The sequence below is a fragment of the Streptomyces sp. NPDC051218 genome (assembly GCF_044455475.1).
Lineage (GTDB): Bacteria > Actinomycetota > Actinomycetes > Streptomycetales > Streptomycetaceae > Streptomyces.
The window spans coordinates 39,438-52,225 of the sequence record NZ_JBITEU010000015.1 but is presented as its reverse complement, the minus strand read 5'-3'; the positions used below and the strand labels follow the sequence as shown (position 1 = coordinate 52,225).

At 68.8% G+C, this 12,788-nt stretch carries 12 protein-coding genes; 10 read left to right on the top strand and 2 right to left on the bottom strand.

Features of this window, described 5'->3' with window-relative positions:
• Nucleotides 1–25 precede the first annotated feature (25 nt).
• Nucleotides 26–1,006 carry an ATP-binding protein gene (locus tag ACIBCK_RS35700; RefSeq protein WP_399397070.1) on the top strand — a complete coding sequence of 327 codons (981 nt, stop codon included), beginning with the start codon at nt 26–28 and terminating at the stop codon, nt 1,004–1,006.
• Between the two features lie 29 nt (nt 1,007–1,035).
• Here the strand turns inward: ACIBCK_RS35700 and ACIBCK_RS35695 are convergent, their stop codons facing one another.
• Nucleotides 1,036–2,316 (bottom strand): hypothetical protein, encoded by a 1,281-nt coding sequence (locus ACIBCK_RS35695; RefSeq protein ID WP_399397068.1) that lies wholly within the window; start codon nt 2,314–2,316, stop codon nt 1,036–1,038.
• 399 nt (nt 2,317–2,715) lie between these two features.
• Here ACIBCK_RS35695 and ACIBCK_RS35690 point away from each other — a divergent pair, with 399 nt between their 5' ends.
• Nucleotides 2,716–5,079, top strand: a complete 2,364-nt coding sequence (locus ACIBCK_RS35690) for a bifunctional SulP family inorganic anion transporter/carbonic anhydrase (protein WP_399397066.1) — start codon at nt 2,716–2,718, stop codon at nt 5,077–5,079.
• Here the strand turns inward: ACIBCK_RS35690 and ACIBCK_RS35685 are convergent.
• On the bottom strand, nt 5,076–5,252 hold the full coding sequence (locus ACIBCK_RS35685; RefSeq protein WP_399397064.1) for a hypothetical protein: 177 nt from the start codon (nt 5,250–5,252) through the stop codon (nt 5,076–5,078). The two genes, ACIBCK_RS35690 and ACIBCK_RS35685, sit on opposite strands and share 4 nt — an antisense overlap.
• An 847-nt stretch (nt 5,253–6,099) precedes the next feature.
• Here ACIBCK_RS35685 and ACIBCK_RS35680 point away from each other — a divergent pair.
• The 8 genes from ACIBCK_RS35680 (at nt 6,100) to ACIBCK_RS35645 (ending at nt 12,779) form a co-directional block, all read left to right on the top strand.
• Entirely contained in the window at nt 6,100–6,396 is a 297-nt protein-coding gene (locus ACIBCK_RS35680) for a hypothetical protein (protein ID WP_399397062.1), read from the top strand.
• 151 nt (nt 6,397–6,547) lie between these two features.
• Nucleotides 6,548–6,805: a chaplin gene (locus tag ACIBCK_RS35675; protein ID WP_399397060.1), complete on the top strand. Its 258-nt coding sequence runs from the start codon at nt 6,548–6,550 to the stop codon at nt 6,803–6,805.
• Nucleotides 6,806–6,932: 127 nt separating this feature from the next.
• The gene (locus tag ACIBCK_RS35670; protein WP_399397058.1) at nt 6,933–7,067 is read left to right on the top strand and encodes a hypothetical protein; all 135 of its coding nucleotides are present in this window, start codon (nt 6,933–6,935) and stop codon (nt 7,065–7,067) included.
• 128 nt (nt 7,068–7,195) lie between these two features.
• Entirely contained in the window at nt 7,196–7,324 is a 129-nt protein-coding gene (locus tag ACIBCK_RS35665; RefSeq protein ID WP_399397056.1) for a hypothetical protein, read from the top strand.
• A 313-nt stretch (nt 7,325–7,637) separates the two neighbouring features.
• A complete protein-coding gene (gene acs, locus ACIBCK_RS35660; protein ID WP_399397275.1) occupies nt 7,638–9,575 on the top strand; it encodes an acetate--CoA ligase in 1,938 nt (645 codons plus the stop codon).
• A 225-nt stretch (nt 9,576–9,800) separates the two neighbouring features.
• Complete coding sequence (gene nhaA, locus ACIBCK_RS35655) at nt 9,801–11,210, top strand: Na+/H+ antiporter NhaA (RefSeq protein ID WP_399397054.1); 1,410 nt, start codon at nt 9,801–9,803, stop codon at nt 11,208–11,210.
• Between the two features lie 118 nt (nt 11,211–11,328).
• A complete protein-coding gene (locus ACIBCK_RS35650) occupies nt 11,329–11,835 on the top strand; it encodes a phage holin family protein (RefSeq protein WP_399397052.1) in 507 nt (168 codons plus the stop codon).
• A complete protein-coding gene (locus ACIBCK_RS35645) occupies nt 11,832–12,779 on the top strand; it encodes an alpha/beta fold hydrolase (RefSeq protein ID WP_399397051.1) in 948 nt (315 codons plus the stop codon). Before ACIBCK_RS35650 ends, ACIBCK_RS35645 begins: the two co-directional genes overlap by 4 nt.
• Nucleotides 12,780–12,788: the final 9 nt, after the last annotated feature.

Here is a 12,788-nt window from a genome sequence, read left to right as displayed (position 1 = left end):
GATCGTCCCACTACTCTTGGTGAACATGAAGATCGCTTTCGTAGGGAAGGGCGGCAGCGGCAAGACCACGCTGTCCTCGCTCTTCGTCCGCCACCTCGCCGCCACCGGAGCGCCGGTCCTCGCGGTGGACGCCGACATCAACCAGCACCTGGGCCCCGCGCTCGGCCTAGACGAGGCGGACGCCGCCGCGCTGCCTGCCATGGGTGCGCACCTCCCCCTGATCAAGGAGTACCTGCGGGGCTCCAATCCGCGGATCGCCTCCGCCGACACGATGATCAAGACGACACCGCCCGGCGTGGGATCGCGCATCCTGCGGGTGCGCGAGGACAACCCCGTGTACGACGCGTGTGCGCGGCCGGTGGAACTCGACGACGCGGCCGTCCGTTTGATGGTCACAGGGCCGTTCACCGAAGCCGACCTCGGTGTCGCCTGCTACCACTCCAAGACGGGGGCGGTGGAGCTGTTCCTGAACCATCTGGTCGACGGACGCGACGAGTACGCGGTCGTCGACATGACCGCGGGTTCGGACTCCTTCGCGTCCGGCATGTTCACCCGCTTCGACATGACGTTCCTGGTGGCCGAGCCGACCCGGAAGGGGGTCTCCGTCTATCGCCAGTACAAGGAATACGCACGGGACTTCGGCGTCGACCTCAAGGTCGTCGGCAACAAGGTGCAGGGCCAGGACGACGTCGACTTCCTGCGCGAGCAGGTCGGTGACGACCTCTTGGTGACGGTCGGGCACTCGGACTGGGTGCGCGCCATGGAAAAGGGCCGCCCGCCCCGGTTCGAGTTCCTCGAGGACGACAACCGCCGTGCCCTGCAAGCACTTCAGAGCGCCGTCGACACCTCGTACGACCGCAGGGACTGGGACCGCTATACCCGTCAGATGGTCCACTTCCACCTGAAGAACGCACAGAGCTGGGGCAATGAGAGGACGGGTGCCGACCTGGCTTCCCAGGTCGACCCCGCCTTCGTTCTGCGTGAGCAGGCCGTCGCAACGGCCTGAGCTCTACGACCTGAACTCTGCGAAGGGAGTCAGGACTTGGACGCCGGGGCTCCCGGTACGCCCTTCGGGGCCGGAGCGGGCTGGGCGGAGAGGAAGGACGTCCAGCCCTCCTTCGGCGCCTTGCCGACCGGGAGCTTGGTGAGGCGCTCCACGGTCTGCGGGTCCTGGGCGTCGAGCCAGTCGGCGAGTTGACGGAAGGAGACGCAGCGCACGTCCCGCTTGGTGCAGACCGACTCGATCGTCTCCTCGATGGCGCGCATGTACGTGCCGCCGTTCCAGGACTCGAAGTGGTTGCCGATGATCAGCGGGGCACGGTTGCCCTTGTAGGCGCGGTCGAAGCCCTCGAGCAGGCCGTCGCGCATCTGGTCACCCCAGTACTCGTGCTTGCTGGGGTCGCCCTGTGATGTCGTGCCCGACTGGTTGACCATGAAGTTGTAGTCCATGGTCAGCGTCTCGAACTTGCGGCCGGGCACGGGGACCAGCTGCATCGACAGGTCCCAGAGGCCTTCCTTCTTCTTCGGCCAGACCTGGTTGTTGACGCCGCTGGTGTCGTAGCGGAAGCCCAGTTCGCGGGCCGCCCGCATGAAGTTCTTCTGCCCTTCGAGGCAGGGCGTGCGGGCGCCGATGAGTTCCTTGTCGTAGTCGAAGGGCAGCGGCTGCGCCTTCTTCATGCCCGTGTTCGTCTTCCAGGACTTCACGAAGGACTTGGCCTGCTTGATCTCGCTCTTCCAGTCGTCGACCGACCACTCGCCCACACCCCGGCCGGCGCCGCAGAAGTGGCCGTTGAAGTGGGTGCCGACTTCATTGCCCTCCATCCAGGCTCCGCGGAGCTGCTCCACGGTGTCCTTGATTCCCTCGCGGTCGTTGAAGCCGATGTCCGAGCTGCCGGACTGGTGTTGCGGCGGGTCGTAGAGCTTCCGTTTCGCCTCGGGGAGCATGTACACGCCGCTGAGGAAGTACGTCATCGTGGCGTCGTTCCGCTTGGCCACCTTGCGGAAGTGCGAGAAGAGCTTCTGGCTGTCCTCGCCTGCGCCGTCCCAGGAGAAGACGACGAACTGGGGCGGCTTCTGGCCGGGTCTCAGGCGGGTGGGCTCGGGCAGGTTCGGCTGCCGGCCGGTGAAAGCGGTGGAGCCGTCACCGATCATGCGGACGGCGCTCTTGGGGGCCGGGGCCGGGGATGCCTTCTTGGCGCCCGGCGCGCCTTCCTTGCTGCCGGTGTCGCCGCTCGAGCAGCCGGCCAGTACCGCGACGCATGCCACGAGGGCGGTGGTGCCCGCGGCGATCCGCTGGATCCTCTGGGTGGCGGCCATCTTCCGCCCACCTTCTTCCTTCAGTCGGCTTCGAACCGGGGCACGGCTGCAGGCGAGCTGCAGGGGAGCCCACGGGGGCACGCCAGAGGTCACCACCGGGAGGGGTTTGGGCAGCAATTGCCCGGAAATGACCCATGGCGACGCCAACGTCGCACGAAGGCATTAGGCAGATGTTCCGACAAGCCGATGAATAGTTTTAATCACCCTCCGGGGTGATCTAGTGCCCCATTTGCCCCGCTTGTCTATCCAATGTCTTTACTCTGCATTACGATTCGTTTACCGAGAGTGGAGATATCCCGCCGCTGCAACGCCGTGACCCACGGCCGCGACCCGCCCTCCGGAAACCTCCGGAGGACCCCTTGTCCCGCGACCGCGCTGCCCCGGAGGAGACGGGAAACCATGTCTGCCTGCGTCCCCACCCATGCCGCCGAATCGGCACACGCCTCACGCGACCACGAGCCCCACGCTCCGCCGCCCGGCAAGTTCCGCAAGTTCCGTAAGTTCCGCATCGCCGGCGCCGACGTCTCCGCGTCGATCGCCGTCTTCCTGATCGCCCTGCCGCTCTCCCTCGGCATCGCGCTCGCCACCGGAGCACCGCTCCAGGCGGGCCTCGTCGCCGCCGCCGTCGGCGGTCTGGTCGCCGGATGGGTCGGCGGATCGCCGCTGCAGGTCAGCGGCCCCGCCGCAGGGCTCACGGTCGTCACCGCCGACCTCATCCACCAGTACGGCTGGCGGACCACCTGCGCCATCACCGTTCTCGCCGGATTCGCCCAACTCGGCCTCGGCTGCCTGCGCGTGGCACGCTCGGCGCTCGCCGTCAGCCCGGCCGTCGTGCACGGCATGCTGGCCGGCATCGGCGTCGCCATCGCCGTCGCCCAGCTGCACATCGTGCTCGGCGGCACCCCGCAGAGCGCCGTGCTCGACAACCTCCGCGCACTGCCCGCCCAGTTGGCCGATCTGCACCCGGCCGCGCTCTCGATCAGCGTGCTGACCCTGGCGGTGCTGCTGCTCTGGCCGCGGATTCCCGGCCCGGCGGGCAAAGCCCTCCGTGTCGTCCCGGCCCCCCTCGTCTCCGTAGCCGTGGCGACGGCCGTCGCCCTGTTCGCCGGGCTGAGCGTGGCCAGGGTCGACCTGCCGTCCTGGCGCAGTCACGCACTGGTCGGCCTGCCCGAAGGGCCCGCGCTCGGGCTCGTCGCCGCCGTCCTCACGGTCACGCTGGTCTGCAGCGTGCAGTCACTGCTCGGCGCCGTCGCCGTGGACAAGCTCGCCTCCGGGCGACGCGACCCGAGCGCCGGCGGCATCCGCTCCGACCTCAACCGCGAACTGCTCGGCCAGGGCGCCGCCAACGCCGTGTCCGGGGCGCTCGGCGGGCTCCCCGTCGCCGGTGTCGCGGTGCGCAGCACGGCGAATGTGCGGGCCGGCGCCGTCAGCCGGAACTCCACGATGCTGCACGGCGTTTGGGTAGTAGTGGCCGCCCTGCTCCTGGTCCCCCTCCTGGAGCTGATCCCGCTCGCCGCGCTCGCCGCCCTGGTGATGGCGGTCGGCATCCAGATGGTGAGCCTGAACCACATCCGGGTCATCACCCGCCACCGCGAGATCCTCGTGTACACCACCACGACCCTCGGCGTCGTCTTCGTCGGTGTGCTCGAAGGTGTGGCCATCGGCGTCGCCGTCGCCGTGGCCGTCGCGCTGCACCGCCTCGCCCGCACCCGCATCACCCACACCGAGGAGGGCGGGGTCCACCACGTGCGCGTCCGCGGGCAGTTGACCTTCCTCGCCGTGCCGCGCCTGAGCAGGGCTCTGCATCTCGTGCCCCAGGGCGCGTCGACCATCGTCGAGTTGGACGGCTCGTTCATGGACCACGCGGCGTACGAAGCGCTGCAGTGCTGGCAGGACGCGCACACCGCGCAGGGCGGCACCGTGGAGGTGACCGGGCGGGCCGGGACGCGGATCACCGAGCCCGCCAGCTCGTCGCACTCCTGCTGCCGGCCCTGGACGGCCTGGCGCAACCACCACTGCGACCGGCCCCAGGAAGCACCCCGGGGCGAGGGACGGCCCAGCGGGCATCAACTGGAAAGCGGCATCAGCGCCTTCCAGCGGAACACCGCCCCGCACGTGCGAAGCGAGCTCGCCCGGCTCGCACGCGAGGGCCAACAGCCCTCACAGCTCTTCCTGACCTGCGCCGACTCCCGTCTCGTCACCTCGATGATCACGTCGAGCGGCCCCGGCGACCTCTTCGTCGTCCGGAACGTCGGCAACCTGGTTCCACTGCCGGGTGCCGAGAGCGGCGACGACTCGGTGGCCGCAGCAATCGAGTACGCCGTCGACGTACTGAAGGTGCGGTCCATCACCGTGTGCGGACACTCCGGGTGCGGGGCGATGCAGGCGCTGCTCACCACCCCGCCCGGGGGCGCCCAGACGCCCCTGAAGAGGTGGCTGCGGCACGGGGCGCCGAGCCTGGAGCGCATGGCGGCCCACAAGAAGGAGGGCTGGGCGCGGCTCGCCGGGCGGGCACCGGCCGACGCGGTCGAGCAGCTCTGCCTGACCAACGTGGTCCAGCAGTTGGAGCACCTGCGCGGCCACGAGGCCGTGGCGCGCCGCATGGCCGAGGGCGCCCTCGAACTGCATGGCATGTACTTCCATGTCGGCGAGGCCCAGGCCTACTTGCTCACCGGTAGCCCGGAGGCCGTATTCGACCAGGTGACGCCGTCACCGCACCAGGGAACACCACGTGAGGAGCCGCCCTCCCGAGTAAAGGTCTAAACCAATTTTCGGCAGGCTCTTGTCACCAGGGGTTCGCGTCTGATGAGCTCCCATACGGCCACGGGGACCGCGTACGGGGCGATGTCCTCGCCGTCGGCGACCTTCACCTTCGGGTACACCCACACGCCGCGAGACAGCGTGCGCAGCATGGTCCGTGAGCCGGTCGCGCTCACGCGTGTAACTGTCCTCGGGGATGATGCCCCGTGAGAACAGGCTCGTTTGCGTGTCGAGTTCGGTCTCGATTTGGCCGCCTCCTGGTCCGCGAGCTTGGCGGCCTCGGCCTCGATCTCGGCGGGCCCACTCTGCGAGGCGTTCGAACACTTTGGCTTCTATGGCGGTGCGGAGGATGTAAACGCCGTCACAGGTGGCGTTGTCCTTGTGCGCGCTGCATCGGAAGACGTATCCATTCTTCCGGATGAGCACCTTGCCCGCGCCGTAGGGGGATCCTCCCAACCGGGCCCGCGGTTCGTGCGCGGCGCGGCCGAGACCATGCTCATCAAGGGCGAAGCCGGGCAGACCCTCGCCGGATACACGGGCCACGGCAACGTCACGATCGAGGGGGGCGTCTGGGACTGTCAGGGGACCGCGCCGGGCCTGACCGCCGCGGCCATGTGCATCAGTATCGGGCACGCCCGAGACGTCACCATTCGGGACCACGGGAGTGTTCGGCGGATTCGGTCCCTACGGCCACACTGCGTGCGAAGACGTCTTGATCAGCGGCTGCTACTTCGGAGCATCCGGCACGAACCTGACCACGGCGTGGCCGCGCGGGGTCGGCAGTCACTCGGCCATCATCACCAAGTACCACCGGCGCGTACGCGTATCCGACTGCACGTTCGAGGGGGTCACGCAGTACGCCGTATCGGCCTACAAACCGTGTCGATGGAGAACGCGGACAACGGCGCGGTGACCGGGAACCAGATCTACACCCCCGGCGCGCACGGCCTCACCGCCGTCACCTGCACCCACACGTCGTTGACCGGGAATCAGGTCCTCTAGCCGGGTGGAAACGGCGTCCTGGTGCAGGACGGCAACAACATCCACATCCGCGACAGCTACCTCAAGAGCCCCGGACGCTCGGCCAATGCGACGTACTACGGCATCCGCCTGAGTAGTACCGCATCGTCCATCTTCCTGTCCGGGAACAAGGCCCGCCCCAACGGGTCGGGTGCCGAGGCGATCAACGGTTTCTCCGTGACGAACACGTGCAGCCTCATTGCCCGCTACGGCAACGACTGGCGCGGTACGGAGTTCACCGGCGGCGCCCTCGACGACAAGTCACCGGCCCCGCAGACCCTCGCGACCGACCTCGCCTGAACACAACGGCGGAGGCCGCGATCAACGACGCGGCCAGGTCACACGTACGGACGGCCCAGCACCCGCAAACGGCCCATGATCGTTTTATCTGCATGCCGAAACGGCGATACCTGGCACCGGACAGGCCCGATCCCCCACCGGGAGGTACCCCATGCGGATTCGCACGATCCTCGCCACCGCCGCCCTCGCTACCGCCACCGTCGTCTGCGGCGCCGGCACCGCCACCGCAGACGACGGCCCCGGTGCCGACGCCATCGGCGCGGCATTCAACTCACCCGGCGTCGTCAGCGGCAACCCGGTTCAGGCTGCGATCGACGTTCCCGTCAATGCGACCGGCAACACAGTCACCGCCATTGGGGCCCTCAACCCCACGTTCGCCAACGATGCCGAGGATGGCGAGGACAGATGACCCGCGCCGAGTTCGCTACCACGCCCCACGAACAGGCCGTATCGACTCACTACTGAACGGCTCACCGCCCCGTCGCGTGCACGTGCGACGGGGCTTCCTCAGGTCTGGAGTCTTCCCCTTGGCACGCATGCCCGGCGCCATATGGCTCCCCAGCAGGATCAACTTCACCAACGACGGACAGGCCCAGGTGCGCGGCGTCGTCGTACACATCATGGCCGGGACGCTCGCCGGCACGGATTCCTGGGATGGGGCGTGTCCATAGACCTGTGGGCGCCGCCCTCGGACGAGATGCTCGTGTCTGTGGCCGCGAATTGTCAGCACGCTCCGGAATGCACGATCCGTCCCATGCCGACACCGCAACCCCCCGTGACCTGACGGTGGAGGTGTCGCATGGCCGACGAGTGGATCAACCCTCGTTACGCGGAACTGGTCGCAGCGTGGAAGCGCGCGCAGCAACCGGCATCGCGTGACCCTGAGCCCAAGCCGGTTCGAGGATTCATCGTTCCGTCCAAGGGCTGAGTAGAACGAGCGACCCCGGCACCATGACCACGGTGCCGGGGTCGTCTGCGTTTCCCCCACCGCGCAATTCCGCAGGCCACGCCGCACGTACCGCGTAGCGGCGGAGCCGTAGGGCAGTTGGACGACACGTGTCGCGAGGGCTTTACCCCCCTGTACCCCGAGCCGTCGCGAGTGCCAGGATCGACAGGGGTTGACCAGCACTCACAACCGCAGAAGAATCCAAGCGGTTGCGAGATTGGTCTAAACCACGAGCCGGAATTGTCTGCATGTTGTTGGGAGCCCACCAGTGAACGAGCGTCCGTCCATCGCCAACATGCTTAAAGAAGAGCGAAGGTTCGCGCCGCCGGCCGACCTGGCGGCCAACGCCAACGTCACCGCGGAGGCGTACGAACAGGCCAAGGCTGACCGGCTCGGCTTCTGGGCCGAGCAGGCCCGCCGGCTGACCTGGGCCACCGAACCGACCGAGACGCTCGACTGGTCGAACCCGCCATTCGCGAAGTGGTTCGCCGACGGCAAGCTGAACGTCGCCTACAACTGCGTCGACCGCCACGTCGAGGCGGGCCACGGCGACCGTGTGGCGATCCACTTCGAGGGTGAGCCCGGCGACAGCCGGGCCATCACCTATGCCGAGCTCAAGGACGAGGTCAGCCGGGCGGCCAACGCGCTGACCGAGCTGGGCGTCGGACAGGGTGACCGCGTCGCCGTCTATCTGCCGATGATCCCCGAGGCCGTCGTGTCGATGCTGGCCTGCGCCCGCATCGGCGCCGCGCACTCCGTGGTCTTCGGCGGCTTCTCCGCCGACGCCATCGCCGCGCGCGTGAAGGACGCCGACGCCAAGGTCGTCATCACCTCCGACGGCGGCTACCGCAGGGGCAAGCCCGCCGCCCTGAAGCCCGCGGTCGACGACGCCGTCTCGCGCGAGGGCAGCTCCATCGAGCACGTCCTCGTCGTGCGCCGCACCGGCCAGGACGTGGCGTGGACCGAGGGCCGCGACGTCTGGTGGCACGAGCTCACCGAGCGCCAGTCCGCCGAGCACACACCGCAGGCGTTCGACGCCGAGAACCCGCTCTTCATCCTCTACACGTCGGGTACGACGGGTAAGCCGAAGGGCATCCTCCACACCTCCGGCGGCTATCTCACCCAGGCCGCGTACACCCACCAGGCCGTCTTCGACCTCAAGCCGGAGACCGACGTCTACTGGTGCACGGCCGACATCGGCTGGGTCACCGGGCACTCGTACATCACGTACGGCCCGCTGGCGAACGGCGCGACGCAGGTCATGTACGAGGGCACGCCCGACACCCCCCACCAGGGACGCTTCTGGGAGATCGTCCAGAAGTACGGCGTGACCATCCTCTACACCGCGCCGACGGCGATTCGTACGTTCATGAAGTGGGGCGACGACATCCCCGCGAAGTTCGACCTCTCCAGCCTGCGGGTCCTCGGGTCGGTCGGTGAGCCGATCAACCCCGAGGCCTGGATGTGGTACCGCAAGAACATCGGCGCCGACAAGTGCCCCATCGTGGACACCTGGTGGCAGACCGAGACCGGCGCCATGATGATCTCGCCGCTGCCGGGCGTGACCGAGACCAAGCCGGGCAGCGCCCAGCGCGCCCTGCCGGGCATCGCCGCGACCGTCGTCGACGACGAGGCGCGCGAGGTGCCGGACGGCGGTGGCGGCTACCTCGTCCTGACCGAGCCGTGGCCCTCGATGCTGCGGACCATCTGGGGCGACGACCAGCGGTTCATCGACACCTACTGGTCGCGCTTCGAAGGCAAGTACTTCGCCGGGGACGGCGCCAAGAAGGACGACGACGGCGACATCTGGCTGCTCGGCCGCGTGGACGACGTGATGCTCGTGTCCGGGCACAACATCTCCACCACCGAGGTCGAGTCCGCGCTCGTCTCGCACCCGTCGGTCGCCGAGGCGGCGGTCGTGGGCGCGGCGGACGAGACCACCGGCCAGGCCATCGTCGCGTTCGTGATCCTGCGGGGCACGGCGAACGCCGACGACGAGGGGCTCGTGGCGAACCTGCGGAGCCACGTGGGCACGGCCCTCGGCCCGATCGCCAAGCCGAAGCGCATCCTTCCGGTGGCCGAGCTGCCGAAGACGCGGTCCGGGAAGATCATGCGGCGCCTCCTGCGGGACGTCGCCGAGAACCGCGAGCTGGGTGACGTCACCACGCTCACGGACTCCTCCGTGATGGACCTGATCCAGACGAAGCTGCCGGCCGCGCCGAGCGAGGACTAGTCAGACCCGAGGCATCGAAGGGCACCCGGCACCGCGCCGGGTGCCCTTCTTGCGCATAAAGTGACGATCACCGGATACGTCCGGACGCACGTTAGGTACGCTAAGGACCGCGTCAACAACGCAACAAGAAGACACCACAACGAGACGCGACAAGAAGTACTGGGTGCGCCGGGAAGTCTGGTCGGCAAGCGATTCGTCCTGCCCACCGACCGGAGGTCGACCCCCGTGGCCGCGCCCGCACCCAGCAACGCACCCCGCAACAACCGCAAGGTCCTCGGACGGCTCTCGCTGCCCGAGCGGAACTTCGTCGCGAACGCGCTGCGCACCGAGACCGTCGGCGGTGTCCTCCTCCTCGTCGCCGCCGTCACCGCGCTGATCTGGGCGAACACCGCCAACGGCTCGTACGAGTCCGTGAGCGGCTTCCATCTGGGGCCCGGCGCCCTCGGCCTCGACCTCTCCATCCAGCACTGGGCGGCCGACGGACTGCTCGCCGTCTTCTTCTTCGTCGCCGGCATCGAGCTCAAGCGTGAACTCGTCGCGGGCGACCTGCGCGACCCGAAGGCCGCCGCGCTGCCCGTCGTCGCCGCGCTCTGCGGCATGGCCGTACCCGCTCTGGTGTACGTCCTGGTCAACACCGTCGGCGGCGGTTCGCTCGACGGCTGGGCGGTGCCGACCGCCACGGACATCGCCTTCGCGCTCGCCGTCCTCGCGGTCATCGGCACGTCGCTGCCCTCCGCGCTGCGCGCCTTCCTGCTCACGCTCGCCGTCGTCGACGACCTCTTCGCCATCCTGATCATCGCGGTGTTCTTCACCAGCGACCTCGACTTCGCGGCCCTCGGCGGCGCGGTCATCGGCCTCGCGGTCTTCTGGCTGCTGCTCCGCAAGGGCGTACGCGGCTGGTACGTCTACGTTCCGCTGGCCCTCGTCATCTGGGGGCTGATGTACAACAGCGGCATCCACGCCACGATCGCCGGTGTCGCGATGGGCCTGATGCTGCGCTGCACCCGCCGCGACGGCGAGGAGCACTCACCGGGCGAGCACATCGAACACCTGGTGCGCCCCCTTTCCGCCGGACTCGCCGTGCCGCTGTTCGCGTTGTTCAGCGCGGGTGTCGCGGTATCGGGCGGCGCACTGGGGGACGTGTTCACCCAGCCGGAGACACTCGGGGTCGTACTCGGTCTCGTGATCGGCAAGGCGGTCGGCATCTTCGGCGGCACCTGGCTCGCGGCCCGCTTCACCAAGGCCGAGCTCAACGACGAACTCGCCTGGCCGGACGTCTTCGCGGTCGCCTCGCTGGCCGGTATCGGCTTCACCGTCTCGCTCCTGATCGGTGAACTCGCCTTCACCGAGGACCCGCTGCTCACCGACGAGATCAAGGCAGCGGTCCTGATGGGCTCTCTCATCGCGGCCGTGCTCGCCGGGATCCTGCTCAAGGTGCGCAACGCCCGCTACCGCGCCCTTTACGACGAGGAGGAGCGCGACGACGACCTCGACGGCATCCCGGACGTGTACGAACAGGACAAGCCGGAGTACCACCTGCGGATGGCCGAGATCTACGAAAAGAAGGCGGCCGAGCACCGCAGGCTTGCCGAAGTGTCGGCCGGGGCACGCACCGATGACGACGGTCCGGCATGATCTGAGCAGACTTGACTGCTCGGCATGGGCTGGGCGGTCGTATCTGGACAGACGTAGGCGAGCACGCCCGCGCAGACGTACGCAGACACACGCAGTCTTACGGAGAAGGGGAGAAGCGATGAGCACACCCGACGGGCCCGTCGGCACCGAACGCAGCCTCGGCCAGCTGGTCTCCACGGCGACCAGCGAGATGTCCGCGCTGATGCACGACGAGATCGCGCTGGCCAAGGCCCAGCTGCGCCAGGACGTCAAGCGGGGTGCGGTCGGCGGCGGCGCGTTCGCCGCGGCGGGGGCGGTGCTGCTCTTCTCGCTGCCGATGCTGAGCTTCGCCCTCGCGTACGGCATCCGCACCTGGAGCGGGTGGAACATGGCGATCTGCTTCGTGCTCTCCTTCGCGGCGAACGTGCTGGTCGCCGGGGTGCTCGCGCTGATCGGCGTCGTCTTCGCGAAGAAGGCCAAGAAGGGCAAGGGTCCGCAGAAGGCCGCCGCCTCGGCCAAGGAGACGGCTGCCGTACTGCAGAACGTCAAGCCGCACCCGCGTTCGATCGGCCCCGCGCCCATCACCGGTGCCACCCTCGACCGTGGCAGTGAGAAGGCTGCGGCTGTGGCACGCTCGTCTTCATGACGGACCCCGCCACGCCCGCCCCCCATCCGGCCCAACCGACGTCACTCGTACGCATCGAAGGACCGTGGACGCACCGGGACGTCGCCGCCAACGGCGCCCGCTTCCACATCGCCGAGATGGGCGACGGGCCGCTCGTGCTGCTCCTGCACGGCTTTCCGCAGTTCTGGTGGACCTGGCGGCACCAGATGGTGGCACTCGCCGACGCCGGCTTCCGTGCGGTCGCGATGGACCTGCGGGGCGTGGGCGGCAGCGACCGTACGCCGCGCGGCTACGACCCGGCGAACCTCGCGCTCGACATCACGGGCGTCGTGCGGTCGCTCGGCGAGCCGGACGCCGCGCTCGTCGGGCACGACCTGGGCGGGTACCTCGCGTGGACGGCGGCCGTGATGCGGCCCAAGCTGGTGCGCCGCCTCGCCGTATCCTCGATGCCGCACCCGCGGCGCTGGCGCTCGGCGATGCTGTCGGACCGCAAGCAGACCTCCGCCGCCTCGTACGTGTGGGGTTTCCAGCGGCCGTGGGTGCCGGAGCGTCAACTCGTCGCGGACGACGCCGCTCTGGTGGGGCGTCTGGTGCGGGACTGGTCGGGGCCGCGGCTCCCGGACGACGAGGCGGTGGACACGTACCGCCGTGCCATGACGATCCCGTCGACGGCGCACTGCTCGGTCGAGCCGTACCGCTGGATGGTGCGGTCAATGGCCCGTCCTGACGGCATCCAGTTCAACCGGCGCATGAAGCGCCCCGTACGGGTCCCAACGCTGCATCTGCACGGCTCGCTCGACCCCGTGATGCGGACGCGCAGCGCGGCGGGCTCGGGCGAATACGTCGAAGCGCCTTACCGGTGGCGGCTGTTCGACGGCCTCGGGCACTTCCCGCAGGAGGAGGACCCCGTCGCCTTCTCCACCGAGCTGGTGAACTGGCTGAAGGATCCCGAGCCGGACCGGTAGGGGAACACC